We start from the raw sequence: 18,769 nt of genomic DNA on the forward strand, positions 1-18,769 counted from the left end.
CCTAAGACGCTATGACTTCTTCTAACACGTTATTTAACGCTATTTGTAATGTATCTACACCAACACGACCTACAAAATCATAAAATGTCTCGGCTGGTAATTTATTCTCTTTGAAATAACTTATAAATGATGCAAGTACATCAGGTAGATCCTCGCCATCTATTTTTCCTTTTAACTTTTGATTGTAGGCACCGCCATCTAACAATGTTCCACCTACGTATATTTCAAACGCTTCAACAATGCCTTTTTCCTTCGTTTTCATTTTCACCCCTTGTAACCCAATGTCAGCAATTTGACGTTGACCACATGAATTCGGGCAGCCTACCATATGAATTCGAACTGGAACATCGAGTGCAATTTGTGTATCTAAGTATTCTGCAATTTGACGTAATCTTTCTTTCGTTTCTACTAGTGCAAGATTACAATATTCAATACCGGTACATGAAACCGCATGACCAATAAATGATTTCGGGCTTGCAGATATCGCTTCAAACAGCGGTTCACTAAGTAATCCTTTTACATTTTCCGGAGGAACGTTCGGAATAATGAAATTTTGTGAATTACATGTACGAATTTGTCCATTTCCATATTGCTTTGCGATTCTTGCAACCTCAAACATTTCTTCTGCATGTAAACGACCTACCGGTACATTAAAACCTACATATTTTAATCCCTTTTGTTTTTGGTCTTGAACACCATAAAAATAGCCTGCATTCCATCCTTTGAGTGCACTTTCCCCTTTACTTTGTAAAGGCCCTGTATACTCTATTAGTTTCTCTTTAAATTTCTCTGCTCCCCAGTCCGCAACAAGAAATTTCAAACGCGCTAAATGACGTTTCTCACGATATCCAAAATCACGGAATATAGTAGCAATTGCAATCGCCACCGCCTTCACTTCTTCTGGTAAAACGAATACATCTAATTCCTCAGCTAAATACGGACGGGCTGATAATCCTCCACCTACTTTTATATGAAAACCAACTTTTTTCTCACCATCTATTTCTTTCGTAGCAGGTGTAAATGCAACACAGTTAATCTCTGCGTTTGCTGAGTTATAAATATTAGAACTAATAGACATTTTAAATTTACGTGGTAAATTAGAAAACTCTTCATTATGCTGGAAGTAATCGTATACTTCTTTTACAATATGCGTTGTATCAAATAATTCATTTGCATCAATGCCAGCAAGCGGATTACCTGTAATATTACGCGTTATATCACCACACGCTCCAGCTGAAGACAATCCAACTCTCGCTAATCTATTAAAAATATCTGGAATTTGCTGAATTTCTAACCAGTGAAACTGAATCGCTTGTCTCGTCGTAATATCTATTACATCACGTCCATAATCTTCAGCGATAGAAGCAAGCACTTCTGCCTGTGCATTTGTAATAATCCCTGACGGAATATTTACCCGCATCATAAAATAACCAGCTTCTTTTGGACGTTGTAAATACAATCCTGCCCATTTAAAGGCATCCCACTCTTCTTTTGGAATAGATTCGAATCCATTTTCCGCATAGTAAGGAATATCATTAAAAATTTCTAAGCCATCTTTTTCTAATTTATTTTTCTCCGTCTGATTTAATTTTTCATTGTTAGCCCATACTTTTTCATAACTCATTGTTTATCCCCCTATATAAAACTACGCTCTTGTAAATACTTCACGATTTGTTCCGCACATTCTTCAATAGAATATTTGTGCGTTTCTACAATTAATTCCGCTTGTGCTGGCTCTTCATAAGGCGAATCAATACCTGTGAAATCCTTAATGTCACCTTTCCTTGCCTTTTTATAAAGCCCTTTCGGATCACGTTTCTCACACTCTTCAATCGGACACTTCACAAAAATTTCAATAAATTCATCTGCCGCTAATAAATCTCTTACTTGTTTACGGTCCACTCGAAATGGTGAAATAAATGCTGTAAGGACAACTGTTCCTTGATCTACAAATAACTTTGCCACTTCGCCAATACGTCTTATATTTTCCATGCGATCACTTTCAGAAAATCCTAAGTCTTTATTTAAACCGTGGCGAATGTTATCCCCATCCAGCACATAATTTCCAATATTCTTTTCAAACAGTTTACGAGCGACCGCATTCGCTACTGTAGATTTACCCGAAGCTGATAAACCAGTAAACCAAATTACAAAACTATGATGTCCATTCTTCACTCTTCTCTCATCTTTTGAAACCGAAGCTGTATGCCAAGTAATATTCGTATCCATCTCGTTCTCTCCCTATTCTGTTACTACTTCTTTTTTCAAGCCTTTAATTAGCACTTCCACTACTTCTTTACGACTAAATGTACTTGGCGGAATCTCACCGTTTCTTAATAATTCTCTTACTTTCGTACCCGATAAAATAACATGATCTTCTTTTCCGTGCGGACATGTTTTCGTTGAAGCCATCGCTTCACATTTCGTGCAGTAAAAACTATGTTCAAAGAATAGTGGTGTAATTCCTAACTCTTCTATCGTAAAATTTGTGAAGATTTCTTGCGCTTCATACGTTCCGTAATAATCTCCTACTCCAGCATGATCACGCCCTACTATAAAGTGGGTACATCCAAAATTCTTTCTTACTAACGCATGAAATATCGCTTCCCTTGGTCCTGCGTAACGCATGGCAGCAGGAAATACACTTAAAAAGACACGATTTTTCGGATAATATTTTTGAAGAAGTACTTCATAGCTTTCCATTCTTACATCAGCAGGAATATCATCCGATTTCGTTTCTCCGACGAGCGGATTTAAAAAGAGACCATCTACAATTTCAAGAGCAGATTTTTGAATATACTCATGGGCACGATGTACCGGGTTTCTCGTTTGAAATCCGACCACTGTTTTCCACCCACGTTTTTTAAATGCTTCCCTCGTTTCAATTGGGTCTAAATGATAAGAAGGAAATTGATTATTTTCAAAGCGTTTTGTTAGAATAATAGTTCCTCCAACGTAAACGTTTGGTCGTTCATATAATTTTTTCACTCCTGGATGAGCCTCATCCGTTGTTTTATATACAAGTAACGCTTCTTTTTCTTTATCTGGTACAAAAATATCTTCTATTTGAATGACACCGTATATATTTCCATTGTTGACAAGCTTTACTTCCTCTCCAACCTTCAGGCTTTCTGCGACTTTTTCTGTTACCGGTAATGTAATCGGTATACTCCACACACTACCATTTGCTAAACGAAGCGTTTCTACAACTGAATCATAATCTTCCTTCCCTAAAAAACCAGTAAGGGGGCTATATCCACCTGTCGCCAATAGTTCTAAATCACTTAACGCAATATTGTCTAATTTAATTTCTTTTTCAATTTGTGATACGTCATATGTCTCATCTATACGGTTTACTAATTCGTTTACTATGCTCATTTTTCTATATCCTCTCTTAGCTTTATTTCAAGATTCATCTTATTGGTAATGAAGACCACATTCGGTTTTCACTTTCCCAGCCCATCTACCATCTCTTGAATCGCCACCATCCCCTACAGGTAACGTACATTTCTCACACCCAATACTTGGATAGCCAACATCATGCAACGGGTTATACGGCAAGCTATGTTTGTATACATATCGCCAAACTTCTTTCCACGTCCAATGAATGAGTGGACAAACTTTAATAGATTGAAAACGATGATCTTGATTTATAAACTTTGTATGCTTACGTGTTTCTGATTGTTCCCTTCTTAAGCCCGATATCCACGCTTTTTCCGCTGCTAATGATTTTTCTAACGGTAAAATTTTTCTAATCTTACAACAAAGATTCGGATTACTTTCCCATAATTTCTCACCATGCAACTTCTCTTGTTCATCAAGCGTAAGTTCCGGTTGTTTTTCTATAATATTTAATGAAGGAAATCGCCTCCGCACTTTTTGAATTAATTCATATGTTTCTTGAAAATGAACATTTGTATCTAAAAATACAACTTTAGCAGATGGATTTACTTGGTTTATAAGGTGCAGCAATACCATACCTTCCACCCCAAAGCTACATGCGTAGACGATTTCATCTTTATATTCTTTATAAGCCCACTTTAATACTGATAGCGCGCCTTTTGTTTCATCTTCTTCCGAAAACGAAACAACATTTTCTTCCCACGTTTCATACGTCAACATGTTTTTTCCCCCTGTAAAAGCAAAAAGACGGTTTTAACCTAATGAAAATAGGTTAAAACCGCCTCTAGTTTTTCTAGTCAGCGCTTTTCACTTTAAACGTACTTTTTCACTTTTCTCTAACTGAATTACTTTTCCATCTTGCACAACAATTGTAATTGAACCATATTTCATATCAGCAAGCATCGCTTCAATCTTCTCGGATACTTCATCAAAATGTTCCCGTACACCCACGCGAACAGCCCCCCTTTTTATTCATAAAAAAAATCTTTCCCATTTCGAAAAGACTGTTCGGTAATATATTTTACCTTATCTTTCAAAATGGATTCCATTTTGCTGGATTTAGCACCTTGCTTTCTATAAGCAGGTTGCCGAGCTTCTTCGGGCCAGTTCCCTCCGCTTCTCTTGATAAGCTTTGTATTTGTATTTTATCATAATTCTGATTTTTTTCAATCCTAGTTTTCCGATATATTTTAATTATTTTATTTTTACAAAAAAGGAATTGCCCATCCGAACAACCCCTTTTTCTATTTAGACAAGCTCTTTAATACGTATGCGATCGTTCCCAATAATATTTTCATATGTTTCGCGTTCCACAACTACTTGCGATGTTCCGCCTTTTGCAAAGACAACGGCTGGTCTTCGAATCCGATTGTAATTATTCGCCATCGAGTACCCGTATGCTCCTGTACAGGAAACTGCTAGTAAATCAGAAGAAGCGACTTTTGGTAAATGAATATCCCAAATCAACATGTCTCCACTCTCACAGCATTTCCCGGCAATCGAAACGAGTTCCTCATTCTCATCATTCCCTCGATTCGCTAACATCGCTTCATAACGCGCGCTATATAAAGCAGGTCTTAAATTATCTGTCATTCCACCATCGACTGATACATATTTCCGAATACCAGGAATATCTTTCACAGATCCAACTGTATAAATTGTTGTCCCAGCATCACCTACAATGCTACGTCCTGGTTCAATCCATATTTCTGGCAATGGATATTCACATACAGTAAATTGTTCTCTCACTGCACTTGTTACAGCTCGCACATATGTCTCAAGAGTTAATGGTGTATCTGACTCTGTGTAGCGTATTCCAAATCCCCCGCCTACATTTAACACTTTTACTACATAGTTTGTTTGCTCTCTCACTTCTACTAAAAATTGGCGAAGAACTTCAATCGCTCGAACAAAACCAGCTGTTTCAAATATTTGCGATCCAATATGTGAATGGATCCCTAGCACATTATAATTGGATTTTTGTAAAGCAAATCTAATTGCCTGCATCGCTTGACCGTTTGAAACGCCAAATCCAAATTTCGAATCATCTTGGCCTGTCGTAATATATTCATGTGTGTGCGCCTCTACTCCAGGCGTTACACGAATTAATATGTTCACAAACTTTCCATGTTGCATCGCTAAATCGTGTAAAACTTCTAATTCAAAGAAATTATCTACGACAAAACAACCGATATTCGCCTGAAGAGCCATCACTATTTCTTCTTCTGTTTTATTATTTCCATGAAAATGAATACGTGATGCCGGAAATCCTGCTTGGAGCGCAGTATATAATTCTCCCCCAGAGACAACGTCTAATGACATATTCTCTTCACGAGCTACTCGGCACATCTCCATGCACAAGAACGCCTTGCTTGCATATGCTACTTGATAAGAGAAACCACTTTCTTTAAAAGCACGATGAAATGCTCGGCATTTTCCTCGAATAGACTCTTCATCGTATACATAAAGTGGTGTTCCGTATTGCTTTGCTAGCTGCGTCGTATCGCACCCTCCAATTTCTAAGTGTCCTTGCCCATTAATTCGGCTTGTGCCGTGTAAATACATTTAAATTCCTCCCTTATTTCCTCTAAAACTCATAACCCCAATCTTCTATTCATTGCAGCACGCTTTTAGATAGACAAAAAACGCGCGGAACAATGTTCACACGCGTTTCTTATTAGGAAAAATATATATTGAAAAAATAAACGAGTTGTTATCTCCTCAAAATAAGAAACCGCATCAACATCTCCAAATAGCTCTCCATAAAATAAATCTTATGACAGTACTACATTTATTCAATGCAGTCCCAATATATGAATAAGATGGTTATTCTTATATTTCGGCAATAGTCCCTTTCAACCTATGATCACAGATTCCATTAAATCTCCCATAGCTTACTCTTTCCTATCGCGGCCTCTACCTTTGAGAGTAGATGAGGTAAGTCTATTTAATTTTCAAACATCTAATTGTTGCTATTAACAATACCAAAGGACCATTTTATTTGTCAAACAATTTTTTATATTGTTTTTTTGCAGTTTAATTTCGTATCGTCTGGTAAGCGCTTTACTAATACCTTTGTTACTTCCCATTCGCCTTCTTCGTTATTAAATGTAATCGTTACCTTCTCAAATGGTGGAGCAATTTTCCCAGCAACACGTTCATACTTTGTCACTTCAATACTTGCTTGAAATAAATATGTACCGCTATACACTTTTTTTAAACTAATAATTTTAGGACATTGATAAGGTTTCAAACTTCCATATTGTTTTTCAATTGCTTTATTTATTTTTGGAAATAAAACAGAATAAAGTGCATCTTCCATAAGAGGTGCATCATATTGGGCTACCGACACACTCGGTGAAGTAAAAAGTATAACACTACTGCATGCTATAAAATATAATAATTTTCGCATTATAACCTCCGTATTATCACGCGATTCTTTCTGCGTACAATAATTATCATACATAGAAATTCTGTTTTATTGTCTCCCACCACTCTTTTTCTACTCGATTATTATAAAAAAGCCCACAACCTTCTTTTATTTTCGTATAATGATACTCATAGTATAATAATCATAATAACAAAGGACTGTTCGTATATATAAAATGAGTCGTTAAGCAAACTGACTCTCAAGAACTGTCATGCTTTTTAGGAGAGGAGTATATTATGCTACAACATCTGTTTCCAAAACTGCGATTTGCACTCGTTGCAGTCGTTTTACTATGGATTAAAACATATATTGTGTACAAGCTAGCATTTGATATTAAAATTGATAATTTCTTTGAAGAATTCATGCTTTTTATCAATCCACTAGCTGCGTTACTTTTATTTTTCGGCTTAGCTTTACTTGCATCTAAGCACCGAAACCGAATTATAATTGGAATCAGTTTTATACTGTCATTTATTTTATTTGGAAACGCAATGTTTTATGGGTTCTATAACGATTTCGTTACTTTCCCAGTTTTATTCCAAACAAACAATATGGCTGATTTAGGGACAAGTATAAAAGAACTCTTTACGTACAAAACATTACTTTTATTTGCAGATGCAATTATTTTAATGTTTATTTCGCGTAAATTCCCATCATTTGGCGACAAAACACCACTTTCCCGCTCAGAGAAGCGAACTTTCTTTAGCGGTGTAACAGCTTTATTAGCACTACAAATTGTTGTATCAGTTATTTATAAACCACAAATGTTCTCACGCTCATTTGACCGTCAAACTGTCGTGAAGAATTTAGGTTTATACACATATCATCTATTTGATATTACGCTTCAATCCAAGTCCTCAGCTGAGCGTGTATTTGCAAGTGGGGATGGGTTTTCTGAAATTAAAAACTATACAGACTCAAAAGACAAACAAGTTGATAAAAACTTATTTGGAGCTGCAAAAGGTAAAAATGTAATTTTAATTTCAATGGAATCTACACAAAGCTTTGTTATTAATAAAAAAATAAATGGAAAAGAAATTACACCATTTTTAAATGAATTTATTAAGGATAGTTTCTATTTCGATAACTTCTATCATCAAACTGGACAAGGTAAAACTTCTGATGCTGAATTTATCGTTGAAAACTCACTTTATCCGCTAGATCGTGGTTCTGTATTCTTTACTCATGCAACAAATGAATACACAGCGACACCAGAACAATTAAAGAAATACGGATATTCTTCTGCCGTCTTCCATTCAAATGATAAAACGTTTTGGAATCGGGATGTAATGTATCCTGCGCTTGGATATGATCGTTACTTTAATTTAAATGATTACGCAGGAACGGAGCAAATGTCTGTCGGTTGGGGATTAAAAGATAAAGAGTTCTTTGAACAATCTATTCCAAAGTTAAAATCTTTACCGCAACCGTTCTATACAAAATTTATTACATTAACAAATCATTTTCCATTTCTTCTAAATCCGGAAGATCAATATGTTGATGAATTCAACTCGGAAAGTGGTGTTGTAAACCGCTACTTCCCAACTGTTCGTTACACAGATGAAGCTCTTAAATTATTTATTAAACAATTAAAAGAAGAAGGATTGTATGATAATTCCGTTATTGTCATCTATGGTGATCATTACGGTATTTCCGAAAACCATAACGCAGCTATGGCACAGTTCCTAGGAAAAGATACTATTACACCATTCGATTCTATGCAATTACAACGAGTCCCTCTTATTATTCATGTGCCTGGCCAAGAAGGAAAAGTTGTTTCTAAAGTATCCGGTCAAATTGATATTAAGCCAACGCTCCTTCATTTACTTGGTATTAAAACAAATAAATCCGTTGAATTTGGAACTGACTTATTTATTAAAGAGAAAGACCCGCTTATGGTAATGCGTGATGGTAGCTTTGTTTCTGAAGAGTATGTTTATACAAAAAATATGTGCTACAAAAGAAGTACGGGTGAAGAAGCTGACATGACGCTATGCCAGCCGTATATTGAAAAAGCAAAAACAGAATTAAAACTCTCCGATAAATTAATTTATGGAGATTTATTACGCTTCGATCCTAATAATCGATATAAAACTGGAACGATGACAACGAAATTTGAATAGTAAAGGAAGCAACTTTATACAAGTTGCTTCCTCTTTTTATTTTCACTTAATTTTCAAACCATCCTTCTATGAAATCTTTCACAAATTGGTAATTTCTTTCGTATGAGGAATAAATTTATGGTATGATAAAATAAGTAAACTTTCATACACTAATTAAGAATTTATTACAGAAAGCAAGGGATCAGATTTTGTATAGAGCAGCTATTCCAAACTTATTTACGCTCGGAAATTTATATAGCGGATTTTTATCAATCGGCTATGCATCTTTAGGATATTATAAATCAGCTGCTATTTTAGTACTTATCGGGATGATGTTAGATAGTCTTGATGGTCGTGTTGCTCGTTTATTACGTGTTGATTCACAAATGGGAAAAGAGCTCGACTCGCTTGCAGATGTCGTAACATTTGGTGCAGCACCAGCTGTTTTAATGTATTACACATCTTTCTCAAACTACGGAATCATCGGATTATACATAGCGGGATTATTCCCTCTTTTCGGAGCATATCGTTTAGCACGATTTAATGTAACACCATCTTCTACTTCAATGAAATATTTCACTGGAGTACCGATTACAGCAGCGGGAGGGCTTGTTGCTTTCTTAACGTTATTTTCACATACCATTCCAAAAATCGTTCTTATTACCGTATTTGTAACGTTCGCATTTTTAATGGTGAGCCGCATTCGTATCCCAAGTTTAAAAGATGTACCAATTCCACGATATAGCATCATTATTACACTATTTTTAGTTGGAATCATTATTACAATGTATCAAACAGGATTTGGAAATTTTTCTGTTTTCTTATTTATTGCCATTCCACTATATATTTTGTACATGTTATCTCAATTCATTAGACAAAGACCGTCTAAAAAAGCGAATAAAGAAAAATAAGAAAACCTTCCGAGTCCGGAAGGTTTCTTTTTATTTTGTAACTAATACCTTTTGATTTACAGGTGTTACTGGCTCTTCACCGTTTAATACAGCTAAAATATTTCTGACAGCCATTTCAGCCATCGCATCACGAGTTTCAAATGTTGCATTCCCTACGTGTGGAGCAAGTACTACATTCTTTAATTCTTTTAGCTCTTCTGTAATTTTCGGTTCAAATTCAAACACGTCAAGAGCTGCTCCTTCAATTTCATTCGTTTTTAATGCATGAGCAAGTGCTGCTTCATTCATAATTGGCCCACGTGAAGCATTTACAATATACGCTGTTTTCTTCATCATTTTAAACTGCTCTTCATCAATCATATGATGTAATTTTGGATTATAAGCACAGTTAATTGTAATAAAGTCTGCTGTTTGTAATAATTCTTCCAACATCACATACGTTGCCCCCAGCTCACTTTCAGCTTCAAGCTTACGATTTGGCCCTGTATATAAAACATCCATTCCAAATGCTTTCGCACGTTTTGCAACAGCCTTCCCGATTTCTCCAAGACCTATAATTCCGATTTTCTTACCATGAACTTCTCGTCCTAAGAAAAATAACGGTGCCCATCCGTTAAATCCAGTCGTACGACATAACGTATCCCCTTCAGGAATTCTACGCGCCGCTGCTAAAAGAAGTGCAAATGTTAATTCTGCAGTCGCTTCCGTTGATACTTTCGGTGTATTCGTAACTGCAATTCCTTTTTCGCCCGCATACGTGTAATCAATATTGTCGTAACCAGCACCATAGTTTGCAACAATCTTTAAATGAGGGGCTGCATCAATAACTTCTTTTGGCACCTTTGTCGAAAGTAAACTTAACAATGCATCTTTATCTTTTACACGCTCTGTTAATTCATCTATAGAAATTAACTCCTCTTTATCGTACATTTCTACATCATGATCTTTTAATAGTTCTAATCCAATTTTCGGAATTTTTCCCGCTACTAATATTTTTGCCACTACTAACACCTCTTCTATAGAAAATAAGATATCTCTTATATTTCATTGTAAGAAATCCACATATAAAAACCAAGGAATTTGATTATAGTTTTAAAAATCGACACTTTTCCATGAAAAAAGAGGAGATGCAACTCTCCCCTTTTCTTACGCTTTTTCCTGCGATTCTTTTCCAAGCTTCACATCAATCGTTCCTTCTGCAACCGTATCGCTAATTTGCTCCTCAATAACCGATTGAGATTCAGCATTCGTTTCAGAAGTATAAGCTTGTTGCTGTGCACCTTGTACATTTTGTTTATTTTGTTGTTTCGCCATTTCTTACCCTCCTTTTCATTCTTTCTTATTTTGAACAAAAAGGACGGTTTTCATCAAAAAATTGCGTTTCATTTTGAATTTGTTACTTCTTCTTCAAGCGACCTCATTACTCTTGCTCGCTTCGTAAATGTTGCAACCTGAGTAACACCGTGAGCTAGTAATGTTTGTACATTTTCTTGTACATAATTCCCTAAATCATTTGGATAATGGGCATCCGAAGAAATCGTAATTGGAACACCATACTTAGCTAATACTTGTAAATATAGTGGACTTGGGCACATTTCACGAACAGGATAACGATAGTATAATCCTGCATTTATTTCTGTTGCCGTATTCGTTTCTACTAACGCACAGGCAATTTCCTCATAATAAGAAAGCTGTTCATTCTCATCCAATCGATAATTAAATACCTTTATATTATCAAGATGAGCGATAATATCAAATAACTCGGTACGAATCGCACTCTCAACTGTTTTAAAAAACATATCATATAATGCGCGTAGGTCATGCTTCTCAAAATATTCTTTCGTATCTGGATTATCAAATCCCCAGCCATTTAGAAAATGAACGGAACCAATTATATAATCAAAGTCTCCTAGCGCTAATAATTCTTTTAACTCTCCTTCACAACCAATAAAATAATCCGCTTCAATTCCAAGTTTAAGTGTGACACCTCTTTTACTCCATCGTTCTTTCGCCTCTTCAATGCCCTTTGTAAAATCATACAGTGAAACTACCCTTACTTGATCTAACCATTCCTTCTGTATACGACCGAGCTTAGAATCACTAATATCTACATATTTTTCATAATATCCTTTCGCTTCATGAAAACGATATAAATGATCAACAATCCCAACTTCTGTTATACCTTTTCGCACAGCTTCTTCTAAATAGAGGTCCATCCATTCTGTTGTAAATGGCCCTTCCTTCACACGCTTTTGCAAACGCTCTTGTGTTTTCATAAGCCAATCAATAGAATGCCTTTCTTGAAGCGGTTCATAACGTTCCAGCGCTTCATTTATTTTAGCAAGCCATCCTATTGAATACGGTCCTTCTTCTAAGTGAAGATGATAATCTACTTTCATATACATTCCCCCTTATAATGTATCTATTTCCCTTCTATCCCCAACTCTCGAAAGCTTTCCATTTCGTTCTTTCACCTCTCGCATGACATCTTCCAATGTAATATTTTTTTCAGCTAATAAAACGAAACAGTGATAAAATACATCAACCATTTCTTTCACTACTTCTTCTTTATCATTATTTTTACATGCGATAATTACTTCAGCACACTCTTCACCAATTTTCTTTAAAATTTTATCTTCTCCTTTTGAAAATAAATAATTTGTATACGATTCAGGAAGTGGGCTTTCCTTTCGTTCTTCAATTATTTTATACAGCAACTTAAAGGCATTTTCCATATGTATCCCCCTATATAATTTGATAGTGAAAACATGTCTTCTCTCCCGTATGACAAGCAGGTCCTACTTGTTTCACATTCACAACAATTGAATCTTGATCACAATCTAAATATAAAGATTGCACATATTGAAGATTCCCTGATGTTCCCCCCTTATTCCATAACGACTGCCTCGAACGAGAATAAAACCATGTTCTTTTCGTCTCTAACGTTTTTTCATATGCTTCTTCATTCATATAAGCTAGCATTAAAACTTCTTTCGTACCTTCTTCGATGACAATTGCTGGTATTAATCCTTTTGAAAAATTAGGTTTCATAACCGCACCTCAACATTTGCATCTCTTAATTTTCGCTTTACACTCTGCACTGTCGCCTCACCATAATGAAAGATGGATGCCGCTAACGCTGCATCAACTGTTGTCTTTTGAAAAACTTCTATAATGTGATCCGTATGACCACAGCCCCCTGATGCGATGACTGGAATGGAAACACTTTTTGAAATTTCTTCTGTTAAACGAAGGTCATATCCGCTTTTCGTTCCATCTGCATCCATACTCGTTAACAAAATTTCACCTGCCCCAAGTTTAACAACACGCTTCGCCCATTCTATGACATCCATTCCTGTGTCAACTCTTCCGCCGTTGACGTATACGTTCCATTTACCTTCTGCTACTTTTCTAGCATCAATTGCCACGACAATACATTGTGATCCAAAGTGTTCTGTCCCTTCTTCTATAAGCTTCGGGTTTCGCACTGCCGCTGAGTTTATTGAAACTTTGTCTGCTCCAGCTCTTAGTAAATTGTACATATCTTTCACACTTGAAATCCCCCCGCCAACCGTAAGAGGAATAAATACTTTAGCTGCTGTTTTTTCTACAACATCTATAATCGTTTTTCTTCCTTCATGAGTCGCTGTAATATCTAAAAATACGATTTCATCTGCCCCTGCCTCGTTATATGCTTCAGCTATTTCAACCGGATCACCGACATCTTGTAATCCTATAAAATTTACACCCTTTACGACTCGCCCTTCTTTCACATCTAGACATGGAATGATTCGTTTCGCTAACATAACTTCGTTACCTGTAACACTTCTTCTAAATCAATCGTTTTCTCGTAAAGCGCCTTTCCAATTATGACACCATATATATTCATATCATTTAACTTTTTCACATCTTGAATAGATGCCACTCCTCCAGAGGCGATGAGACGAATGCCCACACTTTTTTGAAGTATCGCTAATTGTTCAAAATTTGGACCTGCAAGCGTCCCGTCTTTCGAAATGTCTGTAAACACAATCGTTTGAACACCTAAACTTTCCATTTGTTTCGCTAAACTAACGTAAGAAATTTCAGACAGATCAAGCCAACCTCTCGTTGCTACGAAACCATTTTTCGCATCAATTCCAACAATGATTTTCTCTTTATATAGACGAACTGCTTCCTCTAAAAATGACTTATCATAAAGAGCTGCTGTTCCTAAAATCACTTTTTCTACACCTGCTGACAATAACTTCTCCACCGTTACAAGTGAACGAATTCCTCCTCCCACTTGCACAGGAATACGTACCGCCTTGCAGATTTTTTCAATGACGGGCAAATTTAACGACTCGCCAGCAATTGCACCGTCTAAATCAACAATGTGTAGTATTTCCGCTCCAAGCTTTTCAAATATGATCGCCTGCGCTACCGGATCTTCATTCATCACCGTTTCTTTACTAAACTCTCCTTGATAAAGTCTAACGCATCGCCCTTCTTTTAAATCGATAGCTGGGAAGATTTCCATGCTTCTACCACTCCTTGAAAATTTTTTAATATTTGCATGCCAATTTCGCCACTTTTTTCTGGATGAAACTGTGCACCAAATACATTTCCTTTCGCGACAAACCCTGGTATTTGCATTCCATAATCACTTACTCCGCATACAATTTCATCTGGACAATCCGCGTAATATGAGTGAACATAATACACGAAAGAACCATCCACTAATCCATTCCAAAGCGGAAATTCTCTTTCCTTCCTTAATTCATTCCATCCCATATGAGGAATTTTATACGAAACTTTTAACTTCCGAATTTCACCTGGTAGTAAACCTAACCCGCTACAATCTTTTAGTTCCTCACTTCGTTCAAATAAAAGTTGCATGCCCAAACATATACCGAGGAGTGGTTTTCCTATGTCACAAACTTCTTTTAGTACACACACTAAATCTCTTTCTTTTAATACTTCCATCGCTTTCGGAAATGCACCTACTCCCGGTAGAATCACGCCATCGCTTCTCAATATCTCTTCTTTATCACTCGTTACAATGTACTCTGCCTCAATATATTTTAATGCTTGCTCTACACTGCGAATATTCCCCATTCCATAATCTATAATGGCAATCAATTACAACATCCCTTTCGTTGAATTTACACCAGTAATGTTGGCATTTTTTTCGACCGCTTCTCTAAGCGCTCTACCAAAAGCTTTAAATAATGCTTCAATTTTGTGATGTGTATTACTTCCGTATAGAACGCGCGCATGTAATGTAATATTGGCAGCATGTGCAACTGCTCTAAAAAATTCTTCCGTCAATTCTGTATCAAAATCCCCGAGCTTCGGATTTGTTAATTCCCCTTGAAATACACAATATGAGCGTCCACTTATATCAATTGCAACAAATCCTAAAGATTCATCCATCGGTACATACGCGGAACCGTAACGATTAATTCCTTCTTTATTTTGCAATGCTTCTTTCAAGCAATTTCCGAGTACAATTCCAACATCTTCAACGGTGTGATGTGCATCGACAAATACATCACCTTCTGCCTCAACTTGCAATCCAAATCTTCCATGTCTAGCAAATAAAGTCAGCATATGATCGAAAAAACCAACCCCCGTTTGAATAGATACACTCGTACTTTCATCAAGCTGCAAACTTAATTTAATTTTTGTTTCTGTCGTCTCACGTGCTTGACTGGACTGACGCATTATTTTTCCTCCTCAAACCTTATTTGGATTGCTCTCGCATGTGCATGTAACCCTTCTTTATTTGCAAGCTCTACAATATGATGCTGTACATTTTTTAATGCTTCCTCTGTATAAGAAATAAAACTTGATTTTTTCACGAAATCATCGACTGATAACGGAGAAAAAAATCTTGCCGTTCCGCTCGTTGGTAATACATGATTCGGTCCCGCCAAATAATCCCCGAGCGGTTCAGGTGCATATGGCCCAAGGAAAATAGAGCCTGCATGTTTCACATAATCTAGAGCATTCATCGGTTCTTTTATATGTAACTCTAAATGTTCTGGAGCAATTTCATTTGATAACTTTAGTGCCTCCTCTAAAGAAACAACGATAAAGATGGCTCCATTTCTATTTATTGATTCACGTGCAATTTCACTTCTTGGTAACGTTTCTAACTGTCTTTCTACCTCTTTTTCTACTTCTTTAGCTAGTTCCATATTCGTTGTAATACAAATCGCCGTTGCTCTCTCATCATGCTCTGCTTGCGATAATAAATCCGCTGCGATATATTTTGCATTACCTGTTTCATCCGCGACAACTACAATTTCTGATGGACCAGCAATCATATCGATATTTACTATCCCGTATACTTCTCGTTTCGCTAGAGCGACGTACAAATTTCCCGGTCCAACTATTTTATCCACTTTCGGAATCGATTCCGTCCCGTATGCTAAAGCAGCAATTGCTTGTGCGCCACCTATCGTATAAATTTCATCTACTCCCGCAAGATTTGCAGCAGCTAATATATGAGGATCAATTCCCCCTTTCCTCGGCGGTGTTACCATTACAATCTTTTTCACACCTGCAAGTTTCGCCGGCAATACATTCATTAATACTGAAGAAGGATATGAGGCTGTCCCACCCGGTACATATACACCTACATTTTCTAATGGCCGAATAAGCTGCCCTCTAATTATGCCTTTACTTTCACAATCGAAGATTGAATACTTCTTTTGCTTTTCGTGATACGAAACAATGTTTTTCTTCGCCTCTTTTAAAGCTTCTAAAAATGAATTCTCTACAAACATACTCGCTTGCTGTATTTCTTCTTCACTTACACGAAAATCTTTCATCTCTACACCATCAAACTTTTTTGTATAGAAAGATAAAGCCTCATCATTCCCTTCCCTTACATGTCTAATGATTTCTCTTACACTTCTTTGAACAGTTTCTTCTATTATATTAGCGTTTTCTCTTAGCACTTTTATTTTAGATAATGCCTCCTTAAAGTCTTCATAAATGATTTCCATTTTAAATCCTCCTATTTCCCTGATAAGATTTCTTGCTCCATCATATTTATAATGCTGAATATTTCGTCTTTTTTAGTTTTTAAGGCTGCCTTATTTACAATCATCCGAGCCGATATAAAGTACATTTCCTCAAATACAATGAGTCCATTCTCTTGTAATGTTTTTCCTGTTTCAACAATATCTACAATCGCATCTGCCAATCCAAGAAGAGGAGCGATTTCTACAGAACCTTCTATTTTAATAATTTCTACATCCTCTCCCTTATCATGAAAATAAGTAGAAGTAATATGTGGGTATTTCGTAGCGATTCTTTTCTTCCGGTAACTCTTCGGATTATACGTAGGAATAGAAGCAACACAAAACTTACAAATCCCCACTCCTAAATCCAGCATTTCATAAATATCTTTCTCGTTTTCCATTAAAATATCTTTTCCAACGATGCCAATATCAGCTACCCCATGTTCTACATAAGTAGCAACATCAACCGCTTTTACTAAAATAAATGAAACATTTGTATTTTTACTTTGAAATACAAGCTTCCGACCTTTATTTTTGAGCTCGGAACAATCAATTCCAATCTGCTCAAAAAGTGGAATGACATGTTTTTCTAATCTTCCTTTCGTTAACGCAATTTGAATGTTACGCATGAAGCCTCTCCTTCTTTCTGGACTACCCATTTCTCATTCCATACATATTCCACTAAGTATTCATTCTTTGCCTCAACGACCGTTCCTATTTTATTTTTTCTTGCGAATTGAAAGGTATCGCTTAAATTAGAGAATAGAGATAACCAAGCATTTTTCCCATCCTTTCGAAGTAAATTTCGTAGCCTTTCTGCTTCCGCTAATCTATTTAACTCATAATGAATCACAATATCAATTTGATTTCGTTCATATGGTTCTTGCTGCTCTTGCAGCGCCTTCACAATTTGATTTACTTGTACCGCGAGTCCAACAGCTGGCAGCATTTCTCCAAAATTGCCAATTAGCTCATCGTATCTTCCGCCACTAACGATTTCTTCTCCAATTTCATATATATATCCTTTGAAAATAACACCCGTATAGTAATCTAAGTGTTGAATCATGCCCAAATCAATTGATATGTAAGAACCATATCCTAACGTTTCAATTGTTTCATACATTTCTTTTATTCTTGCAATTGCCATTTTCATTTCATTACTTGAAGCAAGCTTTTCTGCTTCCTCAATAACTTCTAAATTTCCAAATAGCCTTGGCAATTTCTCAAGTAACCTTACTGTCTCATCGCATCGATTTAATTTCTTTTCTCCGATAAAATTTGAGAGGGCTGCATAATTTTTACTTTCTATATACGTTCTAAGTACCCTTTCTTCTTCATCATGGATGGAGAGTTTTTTTACAATACATTTATATAACTGTACTTGCCCAATCTCAATTGTAAAAGATTGCACCTTCAACTTTTGAAGTGCTTGAATGACACTTATTACACATTCAATTTCAGCTCTTACATTATCAATCCCGATAACTTCAATACCACTTTGTACGATTTCATTATATTTTCCAGAATGGGATTCATTCGCTCGAAATACATTCCCGCTATACGTCACTTTAAGCGGCGTATCCCATCTCTGTGTTCCAATAACTCTCGCTAAAGGAATTGTCATATCTGGACGTAAAACGATAATCCTTCCCTTTTCATCAAAAAATTTATACATCTTCTCTTCATCTATCGGTCTATTTTGAAATGCAAAAACGTCATAAAATTCAATTGTAGGTGTTCTTATTTCTTCATAACCTCTCTCTAAAAAAGTAAGCCTTAATTTTTGTTCTACTTCTTCAATTAACGTACATTCTTCGAATAAATAATCTCTCGTTCCATTTGGATTTGCCCGTTTCCATTTTGTCATCTAAATTTTCACACCTTTCCCCTTCTAATGTATGCCTATTTCAT

The 18,769-nt window shown here is 36.1% G+C and carries 21 protein-coding genes and 2 riboswitches; of the genes, 2 read left to right on the plus strand and 19 right to left on the minus strand.

Going from position 1 to position 18,769, the window contains the following annotated elements; genetic code table 11:
* Window position 1 precedes the first annotated feature (1 nt).
* The 7 genes from AB6801_RS05095 to AB6801_RS05125 all read right to left on the minus strand — a co-directional run bounded on the left by AB6801_RS05095 (window position 2) and on the right by AB6801_RS05125 (window position 6,814).
* Window positions 2–1,624, minus strand: coding sequence for a nitrite/sulfite reductase (locus tag AB6801_RS05095; RefSeq protein ID WP_097998911.1), 1,623 nt, complete (start codon window positions 1,622–1,624; stop codon window positions 2–4).
* Window positions 1,625–1,635: 11 nt separating this feature from the next.
* Window positions 1,636–2,229, minus strand: a complete 594-nt coding sequence (gene cysC, locus AB6801_RS05100; protein ID WP_087948087.1) for an adenylyl-sulfate kinase — start codon at window positions 2,227–2,229, stop codon at window positions 1,636–1,638.
* Between the two features lie 12 nt (window positions 2,230–2,241).
* Window positions 2,242–3,378: a sulfate adenylyltransferase gene (sat, locus tag AB6801_RS05105; protein ID WP_000029494.1), complete on the minus strand. Its 1,137-nt coding sequence runs from the start codon at window positions 3,376–3,378 to the stop codon at window positions 2,242–2,244.
* Between the two features lie 39 nt (window positions 3,379–3,417).
* The gene (locus AB6801_RS05110; RefSeq protein ID WP_000959013.1) at window positions 3,418–4,122 is read right to left on the minus strand and encodes a phosphoadenylyl-sulfate reductase; all 705 of its coding nucleotides are present in this window, start codon (window positions 4,120–4,122) and stop codon (window positions 3,418–3,420) included.
* 87 nt (window positions 4,123–4,209) lie between these two features.
* Window positions 4,210–4,353, minus strand: a complete 144-nt coding sequence (locus AB6801_RS05115; protein WP_000538896.1) for a YezD family protein — start codon at window positions 4,351–4,353, stop codon at window positions 4,210–4,212.
* A gap of 72 nt (window positions 4,354–4,425) precedes the next feature.
* Window positions 4,426–4,534: riboswitch (SAM riboswitch) on the minus strand.
* A gap of 116 nt (window positions 4,535–4,650) precedes the next feature.
* Window positions 4,651–5,967 (minus strand): diaminopimelate decarboxylase, encoded by a 1,317-nt coding sequence (lysA, locus tag AB6801_RS05120; RefSeq protein ID WP_000280649.1) that lies wholly within the window; start codon window positions 5,965–5,967, stop codon window positions 4,651–4,653.
* 180 nt (window positions 5,968–6,147) lie between these two features.
* A riboswitch (Lysine riboswitch) is annotated at window positions 6,148–6,329 on the minus strand.
* An 89-nt stretch (window positions 6,330–6,418) separates the two neighbouring features.
* The gene (locus AB6801_RS05125; protein ID WP_001228824.1) at window positions 6,419–6,814 is read right to left on the minus strand and encodes a DUF3888 domain-containing protein; all 396 of its coding nucleotides are present in this window, start codon (window positions 6,812–6,814) and stop codon (window positions 6,419–6,421) included.
* Window positions 6,815–7,068: 254 nt separating this feature from the next.
* Here AB6801_RS05125 and AB6801_RS05130 point away from each other — a divergent pair, with 254 nt between their 5' ends.
* Window positions 7,069–8,955 (plus strand): LTA synthase family protein, encoded by a 1,887-nt coding sequence (locus AB6801_RS05130; protein WP_000939082.1) that lies wholly within the window; start codon window positions 7,069–7,071, stop codon window positions 8,953–8,955.
* 188 nt (window positions 8,956–9,143) lie between these two features.
* Window positions 9,144–9,845 carry a CDP-diacylglycerol--serine O-phosphatidyltransferase gene (gene pssA / locus AB6801_RS05135; RefSeq protein ID WP_000285417.1) on the plus strand — a complete coding sequence of 234 codons (702 nt, stop codon included), beginning with the start codon at window positions 9,144–9,146 and terminating at the stop codon, window positions 9,843–9,845.
* Window positions 9,846–9,875: 30 nt separating this feature from the next.
* On the opposite strand, the gene AB6801_RS05140 is transcribed toward pssA, so the two are convergent.
* The 12 genes from AB6801_RS05140 to AB6801_RS05195 all read right to left on the minus strand — a co-directional run bounded on the left by AB6801_RS05140 (window position 9,876) and on the right by AB6801_RS05195 (window position 18,725).
* Window positions 9,876–10,847 (minus strand): NAD(P)-dependent oxidoreductase, encoded by a 972-nt coding sequence (locus AB6801_RS05140; protein WP_097998910.1) that lies wholly within the window; start codon window positions 10,845–10,847, stop codon window positions 9,876–9,878.
* A gap of 144 nt (window positions 10,848–10,991) precedes the next feature.
* Window positions 10,992–11,159, minus strand: a complete 168-nt coding sequence (locus tag AB6801_RS05145) for a YozQ family protein (protein WP_001118880.1) — start codon at window positions 11,157–11,159, stop codon at window positions 10,992–10,994.
* Between the two features lie 68 nt (window positions 11,160–11,227).
* Window positions 11,228–12,244 carry a histidinol phosphate phosphatase domain-containing protein gene (locus AB6801_RS05150; protein WP_016109656.1) on the minus strand — a complete coding sequence of 339 codons (1,017 nt, stop codon included), beginning with the start codon at window positions 12,242–12,244 and terminating at the stop codon, window positions 11,228–11,230.
* Between the two features lie 12 nt (window positions 12,245–12,256).
* Window positions 12,257–12,580, minus strand: a complete 324-nt coding sequence (gene hisE / locus AB6801_RS05155) for a phosphoribosyl-ATP diphosphatase (RefSeq protein ID WP_000426351.1) — start codon at window positions 12,578–12,580, stop codon at window positions 12,257–12,259.
* 10 nt (window positions 12,581–12,590) lie between these two features.
* Window positions 12,591–12,896 carry a phosphoribosyl-AMP cyclohydrolase gene (gene hisI / locus AB6801_RS05160; protein WP_097998909.1) on the minus strand — a complete coding sequence of 102 codons (306 nt, stop codon included), beginning with the start codon at window positions 12,894–12,896 and terminating at the stop codon, window positions 12,591–12,593.
* Complete coding sequence (gene hisF / locus AB6801_RS05165) at window positions 12,893–13,651, minus strand: imidazoleglycerol phosphate synthase cyclase subunit (protein WP_097998908.1); 759 nt, start codon at window positions 13,649–13,651, stop codon at window positions 12,893–12,895. The genes hisI and hisF overlap by 4 nt, the downstream gene beginning before the upstream one ends.
* Window positions 13,645–14,364, minus strand: coding sequence for a 1-(5-phosphoribosyl)-5-[(5-phosphoribosylamino)methylideneamino]imidazole-4-carboxamide isomerase (gene hisA / locus AB6801_RS05170; protein WP_000402298.1), 720 nt, complete (start codon window positions 14,362–14,364; stop codon window positions 13,645–13,647). Before hisA ends, hisF begins: the two co-directional genes overlap by 7 nt.
* On the minus strand, window positions 14,337–14,966 hold the full coding sequence (gene hisH / locus AB6801_RS05175) for an imidazole glycerol phosphate synthase subunit HisH (RefSeq protein ID WP_000560336.1): 630 nt from the start codon (window positions 14,964–14,966) through the stop codon (window positions 14,337–14,339). The genes hisA and hisH overlap by 28 nt, the downstream gene beginning before the upstream one ends.
* Window positions 14,967–15,551: an imidazoleglycerol-phosphate dehydratase HisB gene (gene hisB, locus AB6801_RS05180; RefSeq protein WP_001249951.1), complete on the minus strand. Its 585-nt coding sequence runs from the start codon at window positions 15,549–15,551 to the stop codon at window positions 14,967–14,969.
* Window positions 15,551–16,840 carry a histidinol dehydrogenase gene (gene hisD / locus AB6801_RS05185; protein ID WP_097998907.1) on the minus strand — a complete coding sequence of 430 codons (1,290 nt, stop codon included), beginning with the start codon at window positions 16,838–16,840 and terminating at the stop codon, window positions 15,551–15,553. The genes hisB and hisD overlap by 1 nt, the downstream gene beginning before the upstream one ends.
* 11 nt (window positions 16,841–16,851) lie before the next feature.
* Complete coding sequence (gene hisG, locus AB6801_RS05190; protein WP_001244493.1) at window positions 16,852–17,487, minus strand: ATP phosphoribosyltransferase; 636 nt, start codon at window positions 17,485–17,487, stop codon at window positions 16,852–16,854.
* Window positions 17,463–18,725 carry an ATP phosphoribosyltransferase regulatory subunit gene (locus tag AB6801_RS05195; RefSeq protein ID WP_000170293.1) on the minus strand — a complete coding sequence of 421 codons (1,263 nt, stop codon included), beginning with the start codon at window positions 18,723–18,725 and terminating at the stop codon, window positions 17,463–17,465. Before AB6801_RS05195 ends, hisG begins: the two co-directional genes overlap by 25 nt.
* Window positions 18,726–18,769 lie beyond the last annotated feature (44 nt).

It is taken from the genome of Bacillus sp. RCC_6_1 (genome assembly GCF_041360755.1).
GTDB classification, from domain to species: domain Bacteria; phylum Bacillota; class Bacilli; order Bacillales; family Bacillaceae_G; genus Bacillus_A; species Bacillus_A cereus.